Source organism: Mycobacterium appelbergii, from assembly GCF_032883035.1.
Classification (GTDB): Bacteria; Actinomycetota; Actinomycetes; order Mycobacteriales; family Mycobacteriaceae; genus Mycobacterium; species Mycobacterium appelbergii.
In genome coordinates this window covers 175,051-201,014 of the sequence record NZ_JAMQTH010000015.1, presented here as the reverse complement: position 1 = coordinate 201,014, position 25,964 = coordinate 175,051, and the positions used below count along the sequence as shown (strand labels likewise).

The window sequence follows — 25,964 nt, the reverse complement described above, 5'->3', positions numbered from 1 at the left end:
TCGGCGAGTGATCCCGCAGTGGCATCTCGGGCCGGTGACCATTCCGGTGCACGCACTGTTCGTCGCGCTCGGAGTCCTTGCCGCGATGCTGGTGTTCGTCGCCGAGGCCCGCAGGCGCGGCGCGGTCAACGAGCAGTCGGTCGTCGCGGTGGCCGGGGCCCTCATCGGCGGGGCGATCGGCATGCGACTGTCCGGGTGGGCCAGGCACCTGGATTTCAGCGCCAATCCGAGCCTCGCCCAGGCCTGGCAGTACGGTTCGCGCAGCATCCTCGGCGGATTGCTCGGCGCATACCTGGGCGTGCTCATCGCCAAGCGGCTCGGCGGGTACCGCGGCAAAACCGGCGACCTGTTCGCACCCGCCGTCGCCCTCGGCATGGCGATCGGGCGCATCGGCTGCCACCTTACCGAGGCGCCCGGCAGGCCCACCACCCTGCCATGGGGCATACACGCACCGGCCACCGTTCCCGAATGTCCCGGATGCCTTGCCGGACAGGCAATGCACCCGTCTTTCCTCTACGAGATCGCCTTCCAACTCGTCGCGTTCATCGTTCTGCTGTGGCTGCGCACCAGGATCAGCCATCCCGGCGAACTCTTCGTCCTCTACGTCGCGGCGTATGCGGTATTCCGGTTCACCGTCGAGTTCACCCGCGCCAACGACACCGTCTGGCTGGATCTCACCCGCCCGCAATGGTTCCTGCTGCCGTCTTTGCTGATCATCGGAATTCGGCTGTGGTACGGCCACCGACGTGGGTACTATCGCCGTTGCGTCCACGAACAGGAAGTGCCCGTATGACGTCACCACCATCGGGGCCCCCGCCGGAGGAGTCCCCCGACGGTGTTCCCCCTCAAGGTCTTCCGCCACAGGACATTCCGCCCGCCTACCTGTACAACGCTCCGCCGCCGCCGGGCTACCCGCCACCACCGACGGGCTATCCGTACGCACCCCAACCGCCGCCACCGCCGCGCATCTCGATCGGTATGGTGTTCCTCGGCCCGCTGCTGTACGCGGGCATCAACCTGATCCTCGGTTTCATGGCGTTCATCGGCGCCGGCGCGGTCGACAGCGACGGCGGCAGTACGAACGTGGTGTTCGCGTTCGCCGCAGTGCTTTTGGCGGTGATCGCATTCGGCGGAGGGGCGCTCCTGTTGCGCTCGCGCAGTCCGCATGCCAAAGGCCTGGGCATCGGTCTGATGATCGGCTGGGCGCTGGTCTCGCTGTTCACCGCCGGATTCTGCACCGGCATCAACCCGACGATGTACAGCACATGACAGCCGGGATGGGACTGCGCGGTGACCGGTTGCACCGCTATGTGACGGCGTTCTGCCCGCGTTGCCACGACGAAGCACCCGAACGGCCGCTGACCGACGTCGCCCGACTGAGCGGCATGCTGATCGAGCACGACGGCCGGATCTGGCTGGAACGCGGCTGCCCGACGCACGGACGGGTACGCACCCTCTACGACGAGGACCCCGAGATCCTGTCCTACCTCGAGGAGTGGACCGCACCCACCAAGACGCACACCCCCGATGTCGCAGGTAATTTCGACCCGATCCCGTCGGCGTACCTCCGCGGACTGCCCGAGATGCAGACCCAGCACACCTGCATTCTGTTGGAGGACATCGCCGAGACCTGCAACCTGCGCTGCCCGACCTGTTTCACCGCCAGCTCCCCCGACCTGCGTGATGTGGTGCCGGTTGCCGAGGTACTCGCCAATGTGGACCAGCGATTGGCCCGTGAGAACGGCAGGCTCGACGTCCTGATGCTCAGCGGCGGGGAACCGACACTGCATCCGGACCTGGCCCACCTGCTCACCGAGCTCGTGTCGCGGCCGATCACCCGGATCCTGATCAACAGCAACGGCGTTCGCATTGCCACCGATGACGGCCTGCTCGAATTGCTCACCGTGCATCGCGAACGGGTCGAGGTGTACCTGCAGTACGACGGACTGTCCGAAACCGCCCACCGCCACCACCGCGGCGGCGACCTGAGACGCGTGAAAAGCCAAGCCCTGCAGCGTCTGTCGCAGGCCGAGATCTTCACCACGCTCGTGATGACCGCTGCACTCGGCGTCAACGACGACGAGATCGGGTCGATGGTCCAGCTGGCACTGGACACCCCTTACGTCGGCGGGCTCACCATCCAGCCCCAGTTCGGCTCGGGCCGCTCGGGCCACATCGATGCGCTGGACCGGCTCACGCACACCGGGGTACTCAAACGGCTCGGGCCACAGACGGCCGACGCGGTGACATGGCGCGACCTCACCGCACTGCCCTGCTCGCATCCGCACTGCTGTTCGGTGGGCTACCTGATCCGCGACGACAGCGGTCGGTGGCGGTCGCTCGTATCGCTGATCGGCACCGACAATCTCAAGGACAAGCTCGGGCTGGTAGCCAACCGCATCGCCGACACCGAGATCCCCCAACAATTGCGCCTGGCGGTGCAGGAATCGCTGCTCGGGTTGCTCTCGGAACAGTCGTCGCTGTCGCATCCGCAGATGGGCGATGTCTGGCGCGCCATCTGCGACAGCTGTGACCTCGGCATGTCGACGCTGCTGACGTTGGCGTCTTCGGCGCTACCCGGGCGCCGCCGCAAGATCCGCAGGCTGCTCGGGGAGCGCGTGGTGCGCTTGACCGTCAAACCATTCATGGATATGTCCACGATGATCGAAGAACGCCTGGTGCAATGCTGCGTCCACGTCGGAACCCGCTCGCCCGAGGTCAATCAGTGCGCGCCGTTCTGCGCCGTCCAGGCCTGGCCTGCACTCGGGCGCCAACGACTCTCGGTGAGCGCCGGTCGGGCGCTACCCCTTGTCGAGACCCGCTAGACGCCTTGCTGCCATGTTCCAGTGGCACAATCTGCAACTGCTGTTCCTAACCGTCCTCTTAAACTGATAACTTCGATCCAAGTGAGCATCCCCACTGTCGGGGCGTGCCGCCCTGTCAGACCCACTCAGGAGTGAATGCCTTGAAGATCACCAATATCAATACGGCGCTGGCTGCCGCGGCACTCGCCGCCGCCGCCATCCTTGCCACGGCGCCGAGCGCGCTGGCCGACGACAGTGCCGTCACCAACGCCGCCCTCGGCAGTCAGGCCAAGCTGGACACCGGAAACGTGGTGCAGAGCTGGACCATCAGCAACCTCAAGCCCAGCACCGATGTGCTCCCCTACCACGTGAACGGCACGTTGTGGGAGGTCACCGCGACGGACGAGGCACTGCAGGGCTCGGCCACCCCGATCGTCTCCAACTTCAACGCACGGGCCGCCGACGGTAAGAACTACCGCGCCCTCTTCCAGGTCGCCAGCCCCGATGGCGTCAACCCGGCCACGCTCGCCCAGGGCCAGAAGACCACCGGAAAGATCTATTTCGACGTCACCGAGGGTGACCCCACCACCGTGGCGTACAACTCCGGCGGCAACGACCTGCTGGTGTGGGACAAGCCGGCAGCGGCACCCGCTCAGAGCGGCAGCACCAGCAGCCCGGCACAGGTCATCACGACCCCGGCACCCGCCGCGGCAGCCGAGGCTCCCGAAGGCACCACCGCGGCACCGGCCGTGGCCACGCCCGCTCCGGCCGGCACCACAGCCACCCCGGCCGGCGCAGGTAGCCGCGCCACCGACCTGCCCGCCGCCACCGAGGGCGCCCCGCTGGCCGCAGGTTCGGAAGGCACCCCGGTCGTGGCCGGGGCCGAGGGAACACCCGTTCCCGCCGGTACCGAGACCACCGCGGCACCCGCCGCCGCCCCGGCTCCGGTTGCCCACGGCACCCCGGTCGCCGAGGGTGCCCCGGCGCCCGCCGGAGCAGGCAACGCCGCGACCGCGGTCCCGCCGGCGGAGCCGGCCATGGTTCCTGCGGGCGCCGAGCCGGCCCCGGCCGTGGTTCCCGCCGGAACCGAGCCGGTTCCGGCCGCCAACGAGGTGCCCGCCCCGGGTGCACCGGCTCCGATCGTCGAGCCCACCACGACGGCACCCGCCGCTCCGGTGAGCAACCACGGGCCTGCCGCCTAATCACGACACGACGGCAACGGCCGAACGCGGATCACCGCGTTCGGCCGTTTTCGTCTGCAGTGCTTGGGGATTCAGGCGATCGACAAGGCGATGCCGTCAAGGATGTCGTGTTCGCTGACGATCAGTTCGTCGATCCCGGCACGCTCGGCGAGCACCGCCGCCAACTCCTCGACGATGATCGCGCCGCCGCCGATGACATCGGCGCGGCCCTGATGCATCGGACCCAGCGCCAGCCGCTGTGCGCGTGTCATCGCGATCAGCTCGTCACACACCCCGAGCAGGTCACCGAAACCGATGCGGGACAGATGAATCGCGTCGGCATCATATTCGGTCATCCGTTGCGCCAGTGCCGACAACGTGGTCATGGTGCCTGCCACCCCGACCCAGGTGCGGGCCCCGTCCACCGGGACCGCCCGCAGCGCCTCGGCCAGTCCGTCGCGGGCCACCGCCCGCGCCTGTGCGATCTCGGCGGCGGTGGGCGGATCCGAATGCAGACACCGCTCCGTTAGCCGGACGCATCCGATGTCGGCGGAAAAGCTGGCCTGCACCTGCTGCGCGCCGAGCACCAACTCGGTGGAGCCGCCACCCAGGTCGACGACCACGAAAGGTGCTCCCGCGGAATCCAGTTCGCCCACAGCGCCGCGGAACGACAGCTCCGCCTCCTCGGTTCCGGTGATCACCTCCGCACTGCTGCCCGCCACCACGGTGCCAAGCACCCGCGAGGTCATCGCGAAGAATTCGTCACGATTGCCGGCATCGCGGGCGGCCGAGGTCGCCACCATCCGCACGGCCGTCACCGAGTGCCCGGTCATCAACGCGGCATAGTCGATCAGCGCTGATTCGGTGCGCGCCAACGCCTCCGGCGCGAATTCACCGGTGGCATCGATGCCCTGGCCCAGCCGCACGATCCGCATCTCGCGATGCACGTCGACGAGGCGGCCATCGACCGCATCGGCGATGAGCAACCGGATCGAGTTGGTACCGCAGTCGATTGCGCCGACCCGGTTCATGCCCATGTGTTGCGCTCCAGTATCCCGGCCATCGCCGGCTCGGTGGCCAGTACCGCCAACGCCTCATCGCCCAGCGGATTGACCCCGGGGCCTTTGGCCAGTGAATGGGCCATCAGCACGTGCAGGCACTTCACCCGGTCGGGCATGCCGCCGCCGGTGAACGTGGTGCCCAGTGGCTCGATCGCGTCACGTTCGGCCAGATAGGACTCGTGGGCGGCCAGATACGCTGCCGCCAGTTGCGGGTCCTGCTGCAACCGCTCGGTCATCTCCCGCATGAGCCCAGAGGATTCCAGCCGGCTGGCCGCGGCCGTCAGCGCCGGGTGCGTGAGGTAGTACAGCGTCGGAAACGGTGTGCCGTCAGGCAATTTGGGCGCAGTCTTGACCACACCGGGCTCCCCGTTTGGGCAGCGGTAGGCGATTTCGAGGACACCTCGAGGTTCACGGCCCAATTGCCGCGCGACCGCCTCGAGGTCGGCGGGCTCAACCACCGGGGCCTGGTACCGGGGCGGGCGCCGGTCCGCCCGGTGCGGGCGGTGGGCCACCCGGTGCGGGCGGCGCGGGCGCAACGGTCGGTGAAACCCCGTGCGGCTGATCGGCGATCGTGTGCCACAGCGAGGTGTACCAGGGCTGGCCTGCGGGCACGGTCGTCCCCGGCAGCCCGGGAGCCCCCGGTTCGGCGGGCACCGCGGCACCGGGCGGCAGCTGCACCTGATAGGGCGTGTCGCCGGGCATCACGAAGCCCAGCCGTTCCCTGGCCTGGGCGGCGATGAAGACCGGATCGGCGAGTTTGACCTTCTGCTCCTCAAGTTCGGCGATCTGTTCCCGCAACTGCTGTTCGGAAGCCTTGAGCTGCTTCATCTCGGTCCGCTGTGCGAAATAGGTGCGCACCGGACCGGCGATCGTCAGCGTCAGCACACACACCACCGCGGCGAGGATGGCGGCTCGTCGCGCAGCCGAACCGAACCGCTGTTCGGATTGCAGCTCGGCCTGCTGTTGAGCCTGTACGGCAATCGCTTTGGAGACGGTCTCATCGGCCACCGGTTCGGATGGCGTCGCCCGCGCCTCCGTCGAACGCGCCTCCGTCGCGCGACGCCGCGTCTGCCCGGCCCGCGGCCGATTCGACTCGCCGGACTTGCCCGGCCTACCAGGTCTGGAGGCCGGGGACCGTCGCTTCGGATCGGGCCGCTTCGGGTCGGGCATCGCGTCTTATTTGGCGTCCAACACGAACCGCGGGAACGCCAGGTCACCGGCGTACCGGGCGGCGTCGCCGAGGATCTCCTCGATGCGCAGCAGCTGGTTGTACTTGGCCACCCGCTCACTGCGGGCCGGGGCACCGGTCTTGATCTGGCCGCTGCCCACCGCCACCGCCAGGTCGGCGATGGTGGTGTCCTCGGTCTCGCCGCTGCGGTGGCTCATCATGGTGCGGTAGCCGCTGTTGTGTGCCAGCGCCACGGCGTCCAGAGTCTCGGTGAGCGTGCCGATCTGGTTGACCTTGACCAGCAGCGCGTTCGCCGCGCCCTTCTCGATGCCCTCTTCGAGGCGTTCGGGATTGGTGACGAACAGGTCGTCGCCGACCAGCTGCACCCGGTCACCGATCGCCGAGGTCAGGGCCACCCACCCGTCCCAGTCGTCCTCGGACAGCGGGTCCTCGATCGACACCAGCGGGTAGGAGTCGAGCAGCCCGGCGTAGAACTCCGCCATCTGCTCGGCGCTGCGGGTTTCCTTCTCGAAGCTGTAACCCGTCCCCGCGGTGAAGAACTCGGTGGCCGCCACGTCGAGGGCCAGCGCAACATCGGATCCCAGCGAGAAACCGGCCGCCTCGATCGCCGAGGAGATCAGGTCCAGTGCGGCCTTGGTGCCCGGCACATCGGGCGCGAACCCGCCCTCATCGCCGAGACCGGTGGACAGGCCCTGCTTCTTGAGAACCGCCTTCAGCGAGTGGTATACCTCGGCGCCCCAGCGCAACGCCTCCTTGAAGGACGGCGCGCCGATCGGGGCCACCATGAATTCCTGCACGTCCACCCCGGTGTCGGCGTGCGCACCACCGTTGACGATGTTCATCATCGGCACCGGAAGGATGTGCGCGTTGGGCCCGCCCAGGTACCGGAACAGGGGCAGCCCGGCCGACTCCGCGGCGGCCTTCGAGACCGCCAGGGAGACACCGAGAATCGAGTTGGCGCCCAGCCGGGACTTGTCCGGGGTGCCGTCCAGGTCCAGCAGGGCCTGATCGACCAGCCGCTGGTCGTCGGCACCGAGACCGATGACCGCGGGAGCGATCTCGTCGAGCACGGCCTCCACGGCCTTCTCCACACCCTTGCCGCCGTAGCGGGCGGCGCCGTCGCGCAACTCGACCGCTTCGTGCTCTCCGGTCGATGCGCCTGAGGGCACCGCGGCCCTGGCGAATGTGCCGTCGGTGAGGGCCACCTCGACCTCGACCGTGGGGTTGCCGCGCGAGTCGAGGATCTCGCGGGCTCCGACCTGCTCGATGATGGGCACTGGTTTCTCCTTATTGTGCTGGCGCTACCGCATGAGCCTAGAGCGTGACCCGGCGTGCAGCGTGTTAGAGGGGGTGACCTTCTGCATAAGCAGTCGCCCAGTCCCGCACGACGCGGGCGTACTGCTCGGAGTAGTTGTACGCCTTCAGGGCGTTCATCCAGCCCCGCGGCGTCGACAGGTCCTTGCCGTACCAACACAGCACTCCGGCCGCGGACAGTGCGGCATCGTCGAAATTGTCCGGGTTGACCTTGCCGTCGTTGTTGGCGTCCACCCCGAAATGGCCCCACGTCTCCGGGATGAACTGCATGGGACCCATGGCGCGGTCCAGGTGGGGATCGCCGTCGAGGCGCCCGCCGTCGGTGTCGGCGATCAGCATGTTGCCCGCGGTTCCGTCCAGCTGCACTCCGCGGATCGGCGGGGTGACATCCCCGTTGGGGGCGATCATCGCGCCGCGATACGTGCCGTGGTGGCTCTCCACCATGCCGATCCCGGCCAGCGTCGTCCAGGCCACGTTGCAGTTGGGGTTCTCCACCTGTGCGACGCGCGCGGCATAGGCGTAAGCCTCCAGGGCGTTGACCGGCAGCTCGAGGCGGGGTGCCCGTTCGAGCGCCCACTCGTGCAGCTGATCAGCCGGCCGCCCCTTGGCATAGGTGTCGATCGCCGGCACCGGGTCCCCCGCCGGCGGCGGCACGCCGTCCGGGATGGGGATACCGAGCTGCCACGAACAGCTGGAAGCCATCAGCAGTGCTGTCGCCCCAATTACCGCGACAGCCCGCAGCCAACGAACTGGCGACACCGGACTCCCTCAACCCCGCTTCTGACTCGTCGCCCATCGTCCCATGCGCCATGACTGGCGCGTAGACCGACAGCCCCCACCACAAGCCGACCGAACAGCGATTGCCCCCTGATAAGGTGAGCCACGCCTTGCTATGGCAAGCCAAGGCTACGTGTTCCATCCGGGTCTAGCGAGGATGCTCAGATGACTCCTGTCGCGGACGTTCCGACCAGCGTACTGGCCGCATCCAACGTCACATCACAGCTGTTCGGCAGCGGTCTCATCGGTCTGCGTGAAGGGCTTGAGGCCGCGATCGTCGTCTCCATCCTGGTGGCTTTCCTGGTCAAAGCCGAGCGCAGAGACGCCCTGAAATGGGTGTGGTTGGGCGTCGGCTCGGCGATCGCCATGACCGTTGCTGTTTTCCTGGTGATCCAGTTCGGCGAGAACACGATCAGCGGCCTTGGCGCCGAGGCCATCGCAGGCATCGCGTCGCTGCTGGCCGTCGTCATCGTCACCACCATGGTGCTGTGGATGAAGAAAGCCGCCGCATCCATGTCCGGTGAGCTGCGCGGAGAGATGTCGCGGGCCCTGCAGACGGGCGGCCCGGCGATCGCCCTGCTGGCGTTCCTGGCGGTCGGTCGCGAGGGCGTCGAAACCGCGTTGTTCATGGTCGGCTATGCCGAGGCTGAAACCCTCTGGCCGCTCACCGGGCTGATCATCGGTGTGCTGATCGCCGCCGCGATCGCCTACGGCATGTACGTCGGCGCGGTCCGCATCAACTTGGCGAAGTTCTTCAAATACACCGGCGTCTTCCTGATCGTGGTGGCGGCAGGCATCCTCGCCTACGGCGTCAAGGCTCTGCAGACCGTCGGTTGGTTGCCGGGTTTGGGCAACGTCGCGTTCGACATGAGCCAGGGTTGGTTCGACTGGTCGGCCTGGTACGGCGAGATCGTCCAGGGCGTGTTCAACATCGACCCGACACCCACGGTGCTGCAGCTGATCGCCTGGCTGGCCTACATCGTCGTGGTGCTCGCCCTGTTCCTGAAGCCCACCAGAATTTCCGGCGCATCCCCCACCGCGCCCGAACCCTCCGAGCCGAGTGTCGACCCGGAGACCTCCACCTCATCCGAAAGGTCGACCACGTGAAGATCACCCCTGCCGTGAAGACAGGAGTCGCGGCGTCTGCCGCGCTGCTTGCCGGTTTCTCGCTGGTCGGCTGCCAGGCAAAGGAGAGCGCGACGACCGAGGACGGCGCAGGCAAGCCCGCGCAGATCACCGTCGATGCCTCCGACACCGAGTGCAAGCTGTCGGGAACCGAGGCAGTGACCGGACCCAGCACGTTCGTCGTCAACAACAGCGGCAGCAAGGTCACCGAGTTCTACGTCTACAGCGAGGGCGAGCGCGTCATGGGCGAGGTGGAGAACATCTCCCCCGGTCTCAAGCGCCAGCTGATCGTGCAGCTGACCCAGCCGGGCACGTACCAGACCTCGTGCCGGCCAGGAATGGTCGGCGAAGGCATCCGCGGCGACTTCGTGGTCACCGGTGAAGCCGTGCAGGTCGACACCGAGGGCAAGTTCAAGGAAGCCGCCGACAATTACAAGCGGTACGTGAACAGCCAGACCGACGCACTGGTGCCTGCGACCGAGGCATTCGTCGCGGCGGTCAAGGCCAAGGACATCGCCAAGGCCAAGTCCCTGTTCCCGACGGCCCGTACCTACTACGAGCGCATCGAGCCGGTCGCCGAGTCGTTCCCCAACGACCTCGACCCCCGCATCGACCTGCGCGAGGCCGACCTGGAGCCCGGCCAGAAGTGGACCGGCTTCCACCGCCTGGAGAAGGATCTGTGGGTGACCGGGCTGCAGCCCGACAGCAACGCGATCGCCGACCAGCTGGTCGCTGATGTCAAAGAGCTCGATGCCGGTGTGAAGGCCCCGGACTGGACGATCGACTCCACCCAGATCGCCGGTGGCGCGCAGGGCCTGCTCGATGAGATCTCGATCAGCAAGATCAGCGGTGAAGAGGACATCTTCAGCCACACCGACCTGTGGGACTTCAAGGCCAACGTCGAGGGCAGCCAGACCGCGGTGGCCTCGGTGCGCCCGATCCTCGACGAGCGCGACGCCGAACTGGGCAAGCGTGTCGACCAGCGGTTCGCCGAGGTCGAGGCGCTGCTGGAGAAGTACCGTCAAGGCGATGGTTTCGTCTCCTACGACAAGGTGACCGAGCCGCAACGTCAGGAGCTGTCGCGCGCGATCGACGCGCTGAGCAAAGAGGTGAGCCAGGTGCAGGGTGTCATCGCCCATCAGTGAGCCCGCTGATCCGGAAACCCCCCAGCCGTCGTCGGGTATCTCGCGACGCAAGCTGTTCGGCGCGGCGGGGGTAACCGCGGCAGTGGTCGGTGCGGCCAGCGCAGGTGCGCTGGCCGGCCGGGCCTCGGCGGCATCGACCTCCCCGCACGGTGCGCTGAGCGGGCCGGTGCCATTTCGAGGTGACCGTCAGGCCGGGATCATCACCGAAGCCCAGGACCGGATGCACTTCTGTTCGTTCGACGTCACCACCGACAAGCGTGAGGACGTCGTCGCCCTGCTCCAGCAGTGGACGGCGATGGCCGAGCGGATGACCCAAGGCGAGGAAACCGAGGCAGGCGGAGCCGTGGACGGCAACCCGTATGCCCCGCCGTCGGACACCGGGGAGGCCCTCGGTCTGCCTGCCTCGCAGCTGACCCTGACCATCGGGTTCGGACCGTCGTTTTTCCTCAAGGACGGCAAAGACCGGTTCGGTATCGCCGACAAACGGCCTGCCGAGCTACAGGACCTGCCCAAGTTCCCCAACGAGACGATGGACCCGGCCCGTTCGGGCGGGGACATCTGCGTGCAGGCCTGCGCCAACGATCCCCAGGTCGCGGTGCACGCGATCCGCAACCTGGCCCGGGTCGGGTTCGGAACCGTGGCGGTGCGCTACTCCCAGCTGGGATTCGGCCGCACCTCGTCCACCACACGGGATCAGGCCACACCGCGAAACCTGTTCGGGTTCAAGGACGGAACGGCCAACCTGAAGGCCGACGAGACCGATCTGCTGGACAAGAACGTGTGGGTGGCCGACGGTGACGGCCCGGACTGGCTGACCGGTGGCACATATCTGCTGACCCGACGCATCCGGATGCGCATCGAGAACTGGGACCGCACCACCCTGCTCGAACAGGAGCGGGTCATCGGTCGGCAAAAGGGCAGCGGCGCGCCCAACGGTCTGAAAGAAGAGTTCGAGGAACTCGACCTCGACCTGGCCGACGACAAGGGTAATCCGCTGATCGACAAGGACGCCCACGTGCGTCTGGTGTCACCCGAGAATCTCGGCGGTATCGAAATCCTGCGCCGCGGTTACAACTTCACCGACGGCACCGACGGATTCGGCCATCTCGACGCCGGCCTGTTCTTCATCGCATTCGTGCGCAGCCCCGAAAAGCAGTTCATCCCCATGCTCGGCGAGATGTCCCGCAAAGACGCGATGAACGAGTACATCACCCACACCGGCACAGCGGTGTTCGCCTGCCCGCCCGGGCTGCGCGAAGACGACTCATCGGCCTACTGGGGTTCGACACTGTTCGCTTAGATGGGCCCGGCCGGCGGGCCGGGCGCCGAACGTGAAGCCTCTGCGAGGATTTCGCCGATTCTTCGCACTGGCTTCACTCTCGCGGCTCGGCGGGCCGGGCATCGAGATCGGCCAGATCGATGCCCTTGGTCTCCGTCAGGAAGCTCACCGCCACCGTCGAGATCACCGCGGCCACAGCCAGATAGCACGCGACGGGCACCCAGGACTCATATGACCGCAACAGCGAAGTACTGATGAACGGAGCCAATGAGCCTGCGAAGATCGATGTCACCTGATAGCCGAGCGAGACACCGGTGTAGCGCATGCGGGTAGGGAACATCTCCGCCATCATCGCCGGTTGCGGCGCATACATCAGGCCGTGCACCAAGAGCCCCAGGGTGATTCCCAGGAAGATGAAGAAGTCGTTCCCGGTCGACAACAGCGGGAAGCCGACGAACCCCCATCCGATCGCCAGTACCGAGCCCAACAGGAACACCGGCTTGCGGCCCCAGCTGTCGGCAAGGCGCCCGAAGAGCGGCACGACGATGAAGTGGATGGCGTGCGCACCGAGGATGAGACCGAGGATCTCAGTCGTCGTGCTGCCAATGGTGAACGCCAGATAGGTGATTGAGAACGTGACTACCATCTGATACATGATGTTCTCGGCCACCCGGGCGCCCATCGCGATCAGTACCTGACGCGGATACTTCTTGATGACCTGGAGGGCACTGGGCGTGGGCTCCGCCGACTTTTCAGCGGCCTCGCGGGCCTCGACAAACAGCGGTGCCTCATCGACTTTGGTGCGGATGTAGTAGCCGACGATGACGATCAGCGCCGAGAGCCAGAACGCGATGCGCCAGCCGTAGGACAGGAACGCCGCTTCGGGCATCACGAAGGACAGGCCCATGAGCACCAGTGTCGCAACGAAATTCCCCAGTGGCAGGGCAGCTTGTGGCCAGCTGGTCCAAAATGAACGACTCTCGTTCGGACTGTGTTCGGCGACCAGGAGCACGGCGCCGCCCCATTCGCCACCGACACCCACACCCTGGAGGAAACGCAGGGCCACCAGGATCAGTGGAGCCAGCATGCCGATGCTCGCGTAGCCCGGAATGCAGCCGATCGCGAACGTGGACGCACCGACGAGCAGCAGACTGACCTGGAGCAACTTCTTGCGGCCCACCCGGTCACCGAAGTAGCCGAAGACCAACCCGCCGAGCGGGCGGGCGATGAAGCCGACGGCGTAGATCAGCAGTGCGTTGATCACGCCGTCGAGGGCGTTGTCGCTCTCCGGGAAGAACAGGGTGCCGAAGACCAGCGCCGAGGACGCGGAGTAGAGCAGGAACTCATACCACTCGATCACGGTGCCGGCCATCGACGCAGCGACGACCCTTCGCAGCTTGCTCGTGGTGGGTGGCTTCTGATCGGTGACGTTGACCATGGCGGCTCCTATCGGCGCGCAGTGGGTGATAGTACGTGGGCCCTGCCCTGCGTCCCAGGTCACGGCCAAGTCAGTGAAACACGAGAAATCCCTGTAAACAACCGATTGCGCAATATTCACCAAAAGCTGGACAACCGATTGTCCACTTTGCTCTAATGCAGTCGACGGAAGCGTCCGTACAACCGCCAATCGAGGTCTTTTAGGAGGCACTGATGCCCATGCTCGACGGGATCCGGGTCGTCAGCTTCACGCACTTTCTGCAGGGGCCGTCCGCCACCCAACTGCTTGCCGATCTCGGCGCTCAAGTCGTCAAGGTCGAACCACCGACCGGTGCGTTCGAGCGTTCCTGGTCGGGGCCCGACGCATACCTCAACGGCGAGAGCGTCTTCTTCCTGCTCGGCAACCGCAACGTCCAGAGTGTGGTTGTCGACCTCAAGGACCCGGAGTGGCTCGACGTCGTGCTGCGACTGACCGACGAGGCCGACGTGCTGATCGAGAGTTTCCGGCCGGGTGTGATGGACCGTCTGGGTCTCGGCTGGGAGCGGCTGCGGGACCGCAACCCGCGGCTGGTCTACTGCTCATTGTCGGGCTACGGCAGCGACGGCCCGTACAAGGACCGCCCCGGTCAGGATGTCTTGCTGCAGTCGATGTCGGGCATCGCGGCGGCCACGGGCGCGGCCGACGGTCCGCCGACGCCGGTGGGTGCATCGCTGGTCGACCAGCATGGTGCGGTGCTCGGCGCGTTCGGGATCCTCGCCGGATTGCACGGCCGGGAACGTACGGGCCGTGGCACGCGGGTTGAGAGCAACCTGCTCAGCGCCGCTCTCGATCTGCAGATCGAACCACTGTCGTACTTCCTGAACGGATTCACCGGTAAGCGCAGCACCAGCGGTGTCTCGTCGCCGTATTACAAAGCGCCGTATGGGGTTTTCACGACCTCCGACGGGCACCTCACCCTGTCGTTGAATGCCCTGGAGGCGCTCGCGGCGGTGTTCGAGGATGACTGGTTCCTCGGCGTCGGAGAAGACTCGTCGTATGCGCGACGCGAGGATGTCAACGAACGGGTCGCCAAGCACATGGTGGAACGCACCACCCAGGAGTGGAGCGCGGTGTTCGCCGCAGCCAAGATCTGGTTCGCGCCGGTCAACACCTATGCCGAGATAGTCGACGACCCCCAGGTCACTCACAACAGATCGGTGATCGAAATCGACCATCCCAAGGCAGGAACCGTCAAACTCCTCGGACATCCGGTGCTCTACGACGGCGAACGACCGGGTGTACGTACCGTGCCGCCCGACCTGGGCAGCGCGAATCGCGCGGTGCTCACCGAGCTGGGTTACAGCGCAACCGATATCAACCGGCTACAAGCGAAAGTGAGCAAGTGATGACGGAAACTCTGGAGGCCGAACAGTCCGTGCTTGAGGGCTCTGCTGAGGCAGGGGTCCTGCAGGTGGTGCTGAACCGTCCGAGAAAGCGCAACGCCTTCGATCTGAACATGGTTCGATCGCTGACGCGCTTGATCGACGGACGCGCGGAGGACACCCGGGTCATCGTGCTCAGTGGGGGCGACTTCTTCTGCGCCGGAGCCGATATCGCGGTGTACGAATCCGGCACTCAGGCCGAGATCGGTGAACTCACGCGCGCCGCGGGGGTACTTGTCGAGACGATCAGCACGGTGCCCATCCCGGTCATTGCCGCCGTGGAGGGCATGGCGCTCGGCGGAGGTTTCGAGGTGGCGCTGGCCGCTGACCTCGTCATCGCCGGCGAGACGGCCAAACTCGGACTGCCCGAGGTATCGCTGGGTCTGATTCCCGGATGGGGCGGCACGCAGCGGTTGGCGGCACAGGTGGGCAGCCGAAAGGCCAAGCAGCTCATCATGCTTCAGCAGCGCTTGATCGCGTCAGACGCCGAGGCACTTGGCCTGGTGAACGAGGTTGTGCCGGCGGGCCAGAGCCTGGATCGCGCGCTCGAGGTGGCCCGTCAACTGGCGCAATCGTCGGCGACCGCGCTGGCCGCAACGAAAGAAATGGTCTCGGGGGCCGAGCGGGCATTGGCCTACGGCGACGAGCGGACGACGCTGATGCGGCTATTCACCTCGGCAGACGGGGTCGAAGGCGTCAACGCGTTCGTCGAGAAGCGGCCCGCGAACTTCGCTCGCTGACCCGCAGTCCCGGTCGATCGAGACGTCAGGCGCCTGCACGAGGCGCCGTCGTCTCATTGATCACCAGCTCCGGCGCGGGGTCGTCGACAACGATGTCCTCCAGGGGGGCACCGCCGAGATGGTTCAGCAGCATCGTCGTGGCCAACTCCCCGAGACGCCGTAGCGGTAGCCGCACCGTCGTCAGCGCCGGGTACACCGTGTCCGAGACCCACGTGGTGTTGATACCGATGATCGAGAGGTCCTCGGGTACCGGAATACCCAGCCGGAGTGCGGCTGCCAGGGCCCCGACAGCCGCGTTGACACTCGCCACGACAACGGCCGTCGGCCCGCCGGCGACGCCCAGCCCGGAATCGCGATGCAGGCACCCGAAGGCATGTGCGCCCGCGTCGGCTTCCCACCCGGCATCGACCACCCATCGCGGGTCAGGGGTCAGCCCGGCGGCTGCCATCGCGTCGAGGTAGCCCTTCTTACGTCGTCTCGCGGTGTCGTGTGCCTGGGTGCCCGAGATGAACGCAATGTGCCGATGCCCCAGTCCGATAACGTGTTCGGTGGCCATCGCCGAGCCGCGTTCGTCGTCCAGGATCACCGATCCCCTCCGATCCGGAAGGCGGGAGTTGATCGTGATCGCCGGCACGCCCGGCTTCAGCACAGCGGCCAGCATGGCGTCGTCGAAATCTTCACGACGCTGGATCAACAGACCATCCACGCGTCCTTCGCGCACCAGGCGCGACAGCTGCTGCGCCCCCGCGGGCGGCACGTCGACCTGGCCGAGCAGTACGTCGGTGCCATGGGCTGCGGTCGCGCTCTGCACGCCGGCGAGCATGTCGGCGAACACGGCATTGTTGACGTCCGGCACGATGAGACCGATTGCACCGGAGCGAGACTGACGAAGCGCACGGGCCCGCGCATTGGGCACGTAATCGAGCTGTTCAGCGGCCGCGAGCACCCGCGCCCGCGTCGCCTCGCTCATCCGCGCCTGCGCATCGCCGGTCAGGGCGCGCGAAGCCACGGATTTGGAGACGCCTGCGGCGCGTGCGACGTCATCGAGGGTCCCCATGCCAGCAATGCTATGCGGTGAATTCACACCCGGCGACGGCAGCTTGGGCTTGAGTCGCCTCAGTCAGCCTGGTCCGTATCATCTTCGACCTCGACAGGCTCGGGTTCATCGGCCTCGACCTCGACCTCGACCTCGACCTCGACAGGCTCGTCCGCGTTCGGCTCGGGCGCGTCGTCGCCGTCACCATCGGTCGGCACCGCCGACGAAGGCCAGTAGTCCCGCCACTCTTCCTCGGTGATCGTGCCGAGTGGCGCGATGTCGAGTTCCTCGGGAACATCCTCACCGCGACGGCCCGCGGCGACGTCGACCTCGACCCGCCGCACCGTGTCCATGAATTCCAGTACGGCTGTGCGCAGGTCGTTCTCGGCATCGGATTCGGCCGTCACGGTGATCGACGTGAGTGCCTCGGGAACCAGGTCCGCGGGCAGGCCGGCCTGTGCGACACGGGATATGACCTTCTGCGCCAACGCCAGCGCCGGCTGACCCGTCGGCACATCGTCCATCGACGACACCACCGAATTGCCGGCCTTCCGCAGTTTCTCCTGCGCCTTGCGCTCTTCCCACTGGGCGAGCTGCTCGTCGAGTGAAACCGATTCACCCGCAAGCACTGCCGGCACCCGATTGCCGAGCTTGCGGACCAGAGCGTCGGCGACGTCGTCGATGCTGAACGGGTGCTGAGGTGCGTCTTCGGCGATACGGGCGTGAAACAGCACCTGCAGCAGCACATCTCCGAGCTCTTCGCGCAGCTCGTCGGCATTGCCGCCGCGGACCGCGTCGAACACCTCGTAGGTTTCCTCCAGCAGGTAGCGCCGCAGCGAGTCGTGGGTCTGCTCGCTCTCCCAAGGGCCGGCGGTGCGCAACTTGTCCATCATCGCCACCGCGTCGACCACCCGTTCGCCGGGCTGTGCGGCCGGCGCGGCGATCAGCCGGGCGCCTGCGGCGAGCCGGGCCTTCACGGCCGGATGCTCGGGATCCGAGGACAGCAGTACGGGCGCATCTTCACCGTCATAGGCGGGCCGCGCCGCCGGCAGCGACCAGGGCACCTTGACCGGCATTTCCTCGGTGTACTGCACGTCGCCGGCGAGCAGATCGATCGCGTCGACCGGGATCAGTGACGGGCGACGTGGGTCGACCAGTACGACCGTCATCGGGCCACTCCCTCACGCATTTCGACGAGACCGCTGATCTCGGTTATACCAATACGTCGGCGGACCTCGACACGCCTGGTCGTCACCGCGTCGTCCCACGTGGGATGGCCGCCCTGCCCGAAGGCAAGGCGGCCATCATGTCACATTCGACTGATTCAGGACTCCGGCGGGAACTGGTCGTCCGGGATCACCCAGTGACCCGGCGTCTCATCGAAGAACGGGTTGGCGACCCCGTTCACCGTCGGCATCTTCTGCAGCTGGCCGGGCGAAATGCCGAAGAACGGATTGGTCACGCCGTTGATGACCGGTGAATTCTTCAGCTGACCGGGCGCGATCTGCTCATTTGGCAGCCGGAAGAAGTTGTTCAACTCGGGAAACTGCACGGTCGGCAGGTCCACGTCCGGGGCGTTCACATCCGGCACGTTTACGTCCGGAACGTTCACACTCGGCACGTTCACATCAGGAACGTTCACACTCGGCACGTTCACATCAGGAACGTTCACACCCGGCACGTTCACATCAGGAACATTCACACCCGGAGCGGGAACCGGAGGCGGCTGGGGCACATTCGGCTCGGCTTGTGCGAGACCTGTGCCGAGGCCAAGCGCGCCGAGTCCCAGTGCACCCACTGTGGTCGTGGTCACTGCGAACTTCTTCATGTTCATGGTCACTCCTTCTCCTTGCGTCACCGCGAGGGCACACCAATCGGTGGCAATCGCGTGATGTTCGGTTGGGAAATTGCATGACCGCCCTATGGCCGACGATCTTGCCGCCTCATCTCACGACGACACTGCAATACCTTGACCCCCCCGCGTGTATGTCGAATGCCAACCGGGGCGCGTTATCAGCGCAGCCGGATTCGAGCGCTGCCGGGGCCACGAAAACCGCCACCACCAGGCGATAAGGCCGAAAAATAAATTTCGCGGTCAGGTCGCTGCCGGCGCGGGTTGTCCTTTGAGCACCGACACCAGACCGGTGACCATCGCCACCAGTTCAAGATCGCGGATGCGCGGCGATCCCACGCCGTCACCGGCGCGCGGGATCGGCACCTGCACCGTCGACGTCGTGGCCCGGTAGTGCGCGCCGGGGTAGAGCCGCTTGAGCCGTAGCTGCGCGGAATCGGGCAGGACCAACGGCGACAACCGCAGCGTCGACGCGGATACCGCGCCGATCTCGGTGATGCCGTATTCGCGGCACAACAACCGCAGCCGCGCAACGGCCACCAGGCGCTCCGCCGGCTCGGGCAGCGCACCGTACCGGTCGATGAGTTCGTCGACGACCGCTTCGACGGCAGCTTCATCGGTGGCCGAGGCCAGCCGTCGGTAACCCTCCAATCGGAGCCGGTCGCTGGGGATGTAGTCCGGCGGCAGGTTGGCGTCGACCGGTAGATCGATTCGGACGTCCTTCTGTTCCTCCGGTGTGGCAATGGTTTTGCCGTCGGCGGCCGCCCGGTAAGCCTCCACCGCCTCACCGACCAGCCGGACGTACAGGTCGAATCCGACGCCGGCGACGTGGCCGGACTGCTCGGCGCCCAGCACGTTGCCCGCCCCGCGGATCTCGAGGTCTTTCATGGCCACCGCCATACCCGCGCCGAGGTCGTTGTTCTGGGCGATGGTGGCCAGCCGGTCATAGGCCGTCTCCGTCAAGGGCACCTCGGGCGGATACAGGAAGTAGGCGTAGCCGCGTTCGCGGCTCCGGCCGACACGGCCGCGCAGCTGGTGCAGCTGGGAGAGCCCGAAGGTGTCGGCCCGCTCCACGATCAGCGTGTTGGCGTTGGAGATGTCCAGCCCGGTCTCGACGATCGTGGTGCAGACCAGGATGTCGTACTCCCGGTTCCAGAAGCCCTCGACGGTGCGCTCCAGGGCCTCCTCGTTCATCTGGCCGTGCGCGACCACCACCCGCGCCTCGGGAACCATCTGACGGACCTTGGCCGCGGCCTGGTCGATGGTGCGGACCCGATTGTGGATGTAGAACACCTGTCCGTCACGCAGCAGTTCGCGGCGTAGCGCGGCCGCCACCTGTTTGTCGTCGTGCGGACCGACGTAGGTCAGCACGGGGTAACGCTCCTCGGGCGGGGTGAGGATCGTCGACATCTCCCGGATGCCGGCCAGGCTCATCTCCAGCGTCCGCGGGATCGGGGTGGCGCTCATGGTCAGCACGTCGACGTGGGTGCGCATCGACTTGATGTGCTCCTTGTGCTCGACGCCGAACCGCTGCTCTTCGTCAACCACGATGAGGCCCAGGTCTTTCCAGGTCACCCCGGTCTGCAGCAGCCGGTGCGTGCCGATCACGATGTCGACCGAACCGTCTTTCATACCTTCGAGCACCGCGCGGGATTCGGTCGGATCGGTGAACCGCGACAACCCCTTCACCGTCACCGGGAACCCGGCCATCCGGGCGGTGAAGGTCTGCAGGTGCTGATCGGCCAGCAGCGTCGTCGGCACCAGCACGGCGACCTGCTTGCCGTCCTGCACGGCCTTGAAGGCGGCCCGGACCGCGATCTCGGTCTTGCCGTAACCGACGTCGCCGCAGATCACCCGGTCCATCGGAACCGGCTTCTCCATATCGGATTTGACCTCGGTGATCGCGGTCATCTGGTCCATCGTCTCGGTGAACCCGAACGCGTCTTCCATCTCGGCCTGCCACGGCGTGTCCGGGCCGAAGGCGTGCCCCGGCGCGGCCTGCCGCTTGGCGTACAGCGCCACGAGTTCACTGGCGATCTCCCGAACTGCGCGCCGGGCTTTGGTTTTCGTGTTGGCCCAGTCGCTGCCACCAAGGCGGCTGAGTGACGGCGCCTCGCCGCCGACGTAGCGGGACAGCTGATCCAACGAATCCATCGGGACGTAGAGCCGGTCGGACCCGCCGCCGCGTTTGGCCGAGGCATACTCCAGCACCAGGTATTCGCGGCGGGCGCCACCGACCACCCGCTCGGTCATCTCCACGAACCGGCCGATGCCGTGCTGGTCGTGCACCACCAGGTCACCCGCGGTCAGCGCCAGCGGGTCGACGACGTTACGGCGTTTGGCCGCAAGCTTTTTGCCCTCCGACGCCGTCACCCGGTTACCGGTCAGGTCGGTCTCGGTGATGATGACCAGGTTCGCGCCGGGCAGTACGGCGCCGTCGTGCAGTGGGCCTTTGAGCACCCCGACGACACCAGCGCTAGGCGCCGCGCCGGGCTCCAACATCGTTGCCGCGGTGTCTGATTCGCCGAGCTGTTCGACGATACGTTGCGCGGTGCCTGCGCCGGGGGTGACGACGGCCGCGTAGCCACCGGTCGCGACGTGAGCGCGCAGCATCGCAAAGATCTCTTCGACGTTGTGCTGCTGTCCGCGTGCCGAAGGCGCCGCACGGATGTCGAGTTCGGTTGCGGTGCCGTCGGAAAGCTGCGAAAGCGTCCACCACGGGTGGCCCCCGGAGCGCGCGGCTTCGCGGGCCTCGTCGAACGGGACGAACCCGGACGCACCCATCGCCTCGATGTCGATCGGCATGTCCCCGCCGACCGCCGCCGTAGACCACGATGCTTCCAGGAACTCGCGGCCGGTCTTGATCAGGTCGGCCGCCCGGCTGCGCACCTTCTCCGGGTCGCACACCAATACCGGCGCATCGGCGGGCAGATGGCGCACCAGCGTCGTCGGCACACCCGGGTGCAGCAATGGCAGCAGCGCCTCCATACCGTCGACGGGTATGCCCTCGGAGAGCTTGGCCAGCATGTCCGGCACGCTGCCCGGGACGCTGTTCTCGTGGGTCGGGTGCTCCTTGGCGAGCACCGCCGCCCGGCTGCGCACCTCGGCGGTCATCAACAGCTCGCGGCACGGGACGGCCACCACGGACTCGACGGCGATCTCCGGGATCGACCGCTGGTCGGCGATCGCGAACATCCGCATCTCGGAGATTTCGTCGCCCCAGAACTCGACGCGCACCGGATGCTCGGCGGTCGGCGGAAACAGGTCCATGATGCCGCCGCGGACCGCGAACTCACCGCGCTTGCCGACCATGTCGACGCGGGTGTAGGCGAGGTCGACCAACCGCGCAATCAGGGCGTCGAAGTCGGCTTCGGCGCCGACGGTCAGCGTGACGGGTTCGATGTCGACGACGTCGGGGGCCATGGGCTGCAGCAGCGAGCGGGTGGTGGTGACCACCACCTGCAGTGGCGGGCCGAGCGTCGCATCGTCGGGGTGGGCCAGCCTGCGCAACAGCAGCAGCCGGGCACCGACGGTCTCCACCCCCGGTGACAGCCGCTCATGGGGCAGAGTCTCCCAGGACGGGAACAGCGCGACGGCATCACCGAGCACGCCGCGCAGTTCTGCGGTCAGATCGTCGGCCTCCCGGCCTGTCGCGGTGACGACGAGCAGTGGGCCGGTCCGCGCGATTGCGGTCGCCACCAGAAAGCGGGCGCTGGCCGGTCCGACCAGTGCAAGATCGGTGGGCCGGTCCGCGGCACGACGCGTGACGTCCTGCAGACAGGGATCGGCCAAGGCCAGTTCAACGAGACCCGCAATCGGGGTCTGGACATAAAGGTGCCCCGGTGCGGTCATGATGTGCCCATTCTAAGGCGTGTCGCCGCGTCAAGATTGGGGCCGGTTCCGTTAAGGAGCCGTCAGGGCGACTTCCTGCGCCCCTGGCACGGTCCACGGTGAAGTCATGACCTTGCTGGAGATCCTGCCGTCCCTGCGCACTGCCACCACCCCGCGACTCGATCCGGCGATCTGGCCACTCACCACGCACGTGGACGATCAGGGCCGGATCACGATCGGCGGGGTGGCGATGACCGACATCGCCGACCAGTTCCGCACCCCGGCCTACGTCGTCGACGAAGCCGACTTCCGGCGCCGCGCCCAGCACTACCGCACCGCGATGCGCGGGGCCGAGGTGGTCTACGCGGGCAAGGCACTGTTGACCACGGCGGTGGCGCACTGGGCCGCCGAGGAAGGCCTCGGCGTGGATGTCTGTTCGGCCGCTGAGCTGGCGACCGCGCTGGCCGGTGGGGTGGCGCCGGGGCGGATCGTGCTGCACGGCAATGCAAAGTCCCACGATGAGCTGCACGAAGCGGTCGATGCCGGGGTCGGGCGGATCGTGTTGGACTCCCCGATGGAGATCACCTACCTGGCCGGTTTGGCGCGCATGCCCCAGCAGGTGCTGATCCGGGTGACGCCCGACGTCGACATCCGGGGACATCGGGCCGTCACCACCGGCGTGTGCGATCAGAAGTTCGGTTTCACGCTGGCGGGTGGACACGCCGCCGAGGCCGCAGCCCGCGTGCTGGCCACCGCCCGGCTCGAGCTGGTCGGCCTGCACTGCCATATCGGTTCGCAGATCAGCGATCCGGACTGCTACCGCGAGGCCATCGGCCGGCTGATCGCTGCCATGGCCGATATCCGCAGCACCCACGGTGTCGTGCTCAGTGAATTGAACATCGGTGGCGGGCACGGCGTCCCGTACGTTTCCGGCGATCCGACGCTGAGCCTCGACGCGTTGGCCGACACCGTCGAGGATGCCGTCGAATCGGCCTGTGCCGCCGAGCGGTTCCCGCGGCCGCGCGTCGTCGTCGAACCCGGCCGTGCCATCAGCGGGCGGGCCGGTGTGACGCTGTACCGGGTGTGCGGGGTGAAAGCCCAGGCCGGCGGGCGGCGCTTCGTCGCGGTGGACGGCGGGATGAGCGACAACCCCCGGGTTGCCCTCTACGGTGCGAAATATTCGGTGGCACTGGCCAATCGCCATCCCATCGGGCCCACCCAGACGGTCACCGTGGCGGGCCGACACTGCGAGGCCGGCGACGAGATCGTGCGCGACGCCGAACTGCCCGCCGACCTGCGTCCCGGTGACCTGCTGGCCGTGGCCTGCACCGGGGCCTATCACCACAGCATGGCCTCGACATACAACATGGTCGGCCGCCCGCCGGTGGTCGCGGTGCGCGACGGCCGCGCCCGGGTGCTGGTCCGTCGCGAAACGACGGCTGACCTGTTGACGCGCGATTGCGGGTGAAGCTCAGTCGCCTTCGAGGTGCGGATCGGCCTCCAGGTGCGTCAGCCCGTTCCACATCAGGTTGACCAGGTGCGCGGCCACCACCTCTTTCTTGGGCTCGCGCACGTCAAGCCACCATTGTGCGGTCATCGACACCGACCCGACGAGAGCCTGGGCGTACAGCGGCGCCAGTTCGGGGTCCAGCCCACGCCGGGAGAAATCACCGGCCAGGATCGAGGCCACCTGGCCGACCGCGTCGTTGAGCAACGTCGAATAGGTGCCCGAGGTGATCGCCGCCGGCGAATCGCGGATCAGGATGCGGAAACCGTCGGTGCGATCCTCGACGTAGGTGAGCAGGGCCAGCGCCACCCGTTCCACACGCACCCGGGAGCGGTTGTTGGTCAGTGACGAGGTGATGCCGTCCAGCAGGGCCGACATCTCGCGGTCGACGACCACGGCGTACAGCCCTTCCTTGCCGCCGAAATGCTCATAGACGACGGGTTTGGAGACGTTGGCGCGCTGCGCGATCTCCTCGATCGAGGTGCCGTCGTACCCGCGCTGGGCGAACAGCGACTTGGCGACCTCGATGAGCTGTTGTCGCCGTTCACTGCCGGTCATCCTGGCGCGGGGTGCACGCACTTCCTTTTCGGGTGCTGCCACGCTGATCAGCCTATCGGGCTTCGACTAGAGTCACCGATTGATCAGTCCGTCGTGGTGTAATCGGCAGCACCTCTGATTTTGGTTCAGATAGTTCAGGTTCGAGTCCTGGCGACGGAGCTCTTATCGCGATTGTGCGAATGCCCGCATGACCGGCGAGCCGCTAGAGGAAACCGCCCGCTCGGACGTCAGGAGGCCGAATGACTGTGTCTACCGAGGCCGCGGTCGTGGTGTTGGCCGCCGGGGCCGGAACCCGGATGCGCTCGGACACCCCCAAGGTGCTGCACACCCTGGGCGGGCGCAGCATGCTCGCCCACGCCGTACACACCGCGGCCGAGGTGACGGCCCAGCATCTGGTGGTCGTGCTCGGCCATGACCGTGACCGCATCGTGCCCGCGGTCGAGGAACTCGCCGACGAGCTCGGCCGCACCATCGACATCGCCGTCCAGGACCAGCAGCTGGGCACCGGCCACGCGGTGGGCTGCGGTTTGACGGCGCTGCCCGACGACTTCGCAGGCACCGTGGTGGTGACCTCCGGTGACGTTCCGCTGCTCGACGCGGCCACCGTGGCCGAACTCATCGCCGGGCACAGCAGCGAGACGGCCGCCGCCACGGTGCTGACCACCACGCTGGCCGACCCGACGGGCTACGGCCGCATTCTGCGCACGCAGGACAACGAGGTCATCGGCATCGTCGAGCAGTCCGACGCCAGCGAATCACAACGGTCCATCCGCGAGGTCAACGCCGGGGTGTACGCGTTCGACATCGCCGACCTGCGCTCGGCGCTGAGCCGGTTGCGCTCTAACAACGCCCAGCACGAGCTGTACCTCACCGACGTCGTCGCGATCCTGCGCCAGGACGGCCGCACGGTACGCGCCAGGCACGTCGACGACAGTGCGCTGGTGGCAGGCATCAACGACCGGGTGCAGCTCTCCGCGCTCGGCGCCGAACTCAACCGCCGCCTGATCGCGGCCCACCAGCGGTCCGGGGTGACGATCGTCGACCCGGCCACCACCTGGATCGACGTCGGCGTCACGATCGGCCACGACACCGTGGTCTACCAGGGCACCCAGCTGCTCGGCACCACCGCCATCGGCGCGAAATGCCAGATCGGCCCGGACAGCACGCTGGCCGACGTCACCGTCGGGGACGCCGCATCGGTGGTGCGCACCCACGGCGGCCAGTCGACGATCGGCACGGGTTCCACGGTCGGCCCGTTCACCTACCTGCGCCCGGGCACGGTGCTGGGCGCCGACGCCAAGCTCGGCGCGTTCGTCGAAGCCAAGAACTCCACCATCGGTGACGGCACCAAGGTGCCGCACCTGACCTATGTCGGCGACGCCGACATCGGCGAACAGAGCAACATCGGCGCCTCCAGCGTGTTCGTGAACTTCGACGGCGAGAACAAGCGCCGCACCACGGTGGGCTCCCACGTGCGCACCGGCTCGGACACCATGTTCGTCGCGCCGGTCACCGTCGGCGACGGCGCCTACACCGGCGCCGGTACCGTGTTGCGCGACGACGTGCCGCCCGGCGCGCTGGCCGTCTCGGACAACGCGCAACGCAACATCGAGGGCTGGGTGGAACGGAAAAGGCCGGGCACCGCGGCGGCCAGGGCAGCAAAAGCTGCCCGGGAAAACCCATAGCCGACTCTTTTCGTTGGCATT

General features: G+C 67.1%; 22 protein-coding genes and 1 tRNA gene. 12 read left to right on the top strand and 11 right to left on the bottom strand.

The genetic code is table 11. The features are described from left to right. Positions 1-7: 7 nt before the first annotated feature. The 4 genes from M1247_RS29525 (at position 8) to M1247_RS29510 (ending at position 4,006) form a co-directional block, all read left to right on the top strand. Positions 8-793: a prolipoprotein diacylglyceryl transferase gene (locus tag M1247_RS29525; protein WP_317159960.1), complete on the top strand. Its 786-nt coding sequence runs from the start codon at positions 8-10 to the stop codon at positions 791-793. Next, complete coding sequence (locus M1247_RS29520; RefSeq protein WP_317159959.1) at positions 790-1,269, top strand: hypothetical protein; 480 nt, start codon at positions 790-792, stop codon at positions 1,267-1,269. Before M1247_RS29525 ends, M1247_RS29520 begins: the two co-directional genes overlap by 4 nt. Continuing rightward, positions 1,266-2,825: a radical SAM protein gene (locus tag M1247_RS29515; protein ID WP_317159958.1), complete on the top strand. Its 1,560-nt coding sequence runs from the start codon at positions 1,266-1,268 to the stop codon at positions 2,823-2,825. Before M1247_RS29520 ends, M1247_RS29515 begins: the two co-directional genes overlap by 4 nt. A 140-nt stretch (positions 2,826-2,965) precedes the next feature. Further along, positions 2,966-4,006, top strand: a complete 1,041-nt coding sequence (locus M1247_RS29510; RefSeq protein WP_317159957.1) for a DUF1942 domain-containing protein — start codon at positions 2,966-2,968, stop codon at positions 4,004-4,006. A 71-nt stretch (positions 4,007-4,077) separates the two neighbouring features. Here M1247_RS29510 and M1247_RS29505 read toward each other — a convergent pair whose 3' ends face one another. The 5 genes from M1247_RS29505 to M1247_RS29485 form a co-directional block, all read right to left on the bottom strand. Then, entirely contained in the window at positions 4,078-5,022 is a 945-nt protein-coding gene (locus M1247_RS29505) for a Ppx/GppA phosphatase family protein (RefSeq protein ID WP_317159956.1), read from the bottom strand. Continuing rightward, on the bottom strand, positions 5,013-5,504 hold the full coding sequence (locus M1247_RS29500; protein WP_317159955.1) for a DUF501 domain-containing protein: 492 nt from the start codon (positions 5,502-5,504) through the stop codon (positions 5,013-5,015). The genes M1247_RS29505 and M1247_RS29500 overlap by 10 nt, the downstream gene beginning before the upstream one ends. Further along, a complete protein-coding gene (locus tag M1247_RS29495; protein ID WP_317159954.1) occupies positions 5,497-6,216 on the bottom strand; it encodes an FtsB family cell division protein in 720 nt (239 codons plus the stop codon). The genes M1247_RS29500 and M1247_RS29495 overlap by 8 nt, the downstream gene beginning before the upstream one ends. A gap of 6 nt (positions 6,217-6,222) precedes the next feature. After that, positions 6,223-7,512, bottom strand: coding sequence for a phosphopyruvate hydratase (gene eno / locus M1247_RS29490; protein WP_317159953.1), 1,290 nt, complete (start codon positions 7,510-7,512; stop codon positions 6,223-6,225). Between the two features lie 64 nt (positions 7,513-7,576). Then, a complete protein-coding gene (locus tag M1247_RS29485; RefSeq protein WP_317159952.1) occupies positions 7,577-8,308 on the bottom strand; it encodes a lytic transglycosylase domain-containing protein in 732 nt (243 codons plus the stop codon). Positions 8,309-8,491: 183 nt separating this feature from the next. Between M1247_RS29485 and efeU the strand changes: the two genes are divergently transcribed. Genes efeU through efeB form a run of 3 tightly spaced genes read left to right on the top strand, consistent with a single transcriptional unit; the run spans position 8,492 to position 11,896 of the window. Then, the gene (gene efeU / locus M1247_RS29480) at positions 8,492-9,433 is read left to right on the top strand and encodes an iron uptake transporter permease EfeU (protein ID WP_317159951.1); all 942 of its coding nucleotides are present in this window, start codon (positions 8,492-8,494) and stop codon (positions 9,431-9,433) included. Next, on the top strand, positions 9,430-10,596 hold the full coding sequence (gene efeO / locus M1247_RS29475; RefSeq protein ID WP_317159950.1) for an iron uptake system protein EfeO: 1,167 nt from the start codon (positions 9,430-9,432) through the stop codon (positions 10,594-10,596). Before efeU ends, efeO begins: the two co-directional genes overlap by 4 nt. Next, complete coding sequence (efeB, locus tag M1247_RS29470) at positions 10,577-11,896, top strand: iron uptake transporter deferrochelatase/peroxidase subunit (protein WP_317159949.1); 1,320 nt, start codon at positions 10,577-10,579, stop codon at positions 11,894-11,896. The genes efeO and efeB overlap by 20 nt, the downstream gene beginning before the upstream one ends. A gap of 73 nt (positions 11,897-11,969) precedes the next feature. On the opposite strand, the gene M1247_RS29465 is transcribed toward efeB, so the two are convergent. Next, the gene (locus tag M1247_RS29465; RefSeq protein WP_317159948.1) at positions 11,970-13,313 is read right to left on the bottom strand and encodes an MFS transporter; all 1,344 of its coding nucleotides are present in this window, start codon (positions 13,311-13,313) and stop codon (positions 11,970-11,972) included. A 212-nt stretch (positions 13,314-13,525) separates the two neighbouring features. On the opposite strand from M1247_RS29465, the gene M1247_RS29460 reads away from it, so the two are divergent. Further along, on the top strand, positions 13,526-14,698 hold the full coding sequence (locus M1247_RS29460; RefSeq protein ID WP_317159947.1) for a CaiB/BaiF CoA transferase family protein: 1,173 nt from the start codon (positions 13,526-13,528) through the stop codon (positions 14,696-14,698). Further along, positions 14,698-15,474: an enoyl-CoA hydratase/isomerase family protein gene (locus tag M1247_RS29455; RefSeq protein WP_317159946.1), complete on the top strand. Its 777-nt coding sequence runs from the start codon at positions 14,698-14,700 to the stop codon at positions 15,472-15,474. Before M1247_RS29460 ends, M1247_RS29455 begins: the two co-directional genes overlap by 1 nt. Positions 15,475-15,499: 25 nt before the next feature. Here the strand turns inward: M1247_RS29455 and M1247_RS29450 are convergent, their stop codons facing one another. The 4 genes from M1247_RS29450 to mfd all read right to left on the bottom strand — a co-directional run bounded on the left by M1247_RS29450 (position 15,500) and on the right by mfd (position 22,214). Next, positions 15,500-16,531, bottom strand: coding sequence for a LacI family DNA-binding transcriptional regulator (locus M1247_RS29450; protein WP_317159945.1), 1,032 nt, complete (start codon positions 16,529-16,531; stop codon positions 15,500-15,502). A 59-nt stretch (positions 16,532-16,590) separates the two neighbouring features. Next, entirely contained in the window at positions 16,591-17,679 is a 1,089-nt protein-coding gene (locus M1247_RS29445) for a nucleoside triphosphate pyrophosphohydrolase (protein WP_317159944.1), read from the bottom strand. Between the two features lie 155 nt (positions 17,680-17,834). After that, the gene (locus M1247_RS29440) at positions 17,835-18,344 is read right to left on the bottom strand and encodes a hypothetical protein (protein ID WP_317159943.1); all 510 of its coding nucleotides are present in this window, start codon (positions 18,342-18,344) and stop codon (positions 17,835-17,837) included. Between the two features lie 261 nt (positions 18,345-18,605). Then, a complete protein-coding gene (mfd, locus tag M1247_RS29435) occupies positions 18,606-22,214 on the bottom strand; it encodes a transcription-repair coupling factor (RefSeq protein ID WP_317159942.1) in 3,609 nt (1,202 codons plus the stop codon). Between the two features lie 106 nt (positions 22,215-22,320). On the opposite strand from mfd, the gene lysA reads away from it, so the two are divergent. Then, complete coding sequence (gene lysA, locus M1247_RS29430) at positions 22,321-23,661, top strand: diaminopimelate decarboxylase (RefSeq protein WP_317159941.1); 1,341 nt, start codon at positions 22,321-22,323, stop codon at positions 23,659-23,661. Positions 23,662-23,664: 3 nt separating this feature from the next. Here the strand turns inward: lysA and M1247_RS29425 are convergent, their stop codons facing one another. Further along, a complete protein-coding gene (locus M1247_RS29425) occupies positions 23,665-24,258 on the bottom strand; it encodes a TetR/AcrR family transcriptional regulator (protein WP_317160004.1) in 594 nt (197 codons plus the stop codon). A gap of 87 nt (positions 24,259-24,345) precedes the next feature. Here M1247_RS29425 and M1247_RS29420 point away from each other — a divergent pair. After that, positions 24,346-24,417: transfer RNA gene (locus M1247_RS29420), tRNA-Gln, on the top strand. 80 nt (positions 24,418-24,497) lie between these two features. Then, positions 24,498-25,943: a bifunctional UDP-N-acetylglucosamine diphosphorylase/glucosamine-1-phosphate N-acetyltransferase GlmU gene (glmU, locus tag M1247_RS29415; RefSeq protein ID WP_317159940.1), complete on the top strand. Its 1,446-nt coding sequence runs from the start codon at positions 24,498-24,500 to the stop codon at positions 25,941-25,943. Positions 25,944-25,964 lie beyond the last annotated feature (21 nt).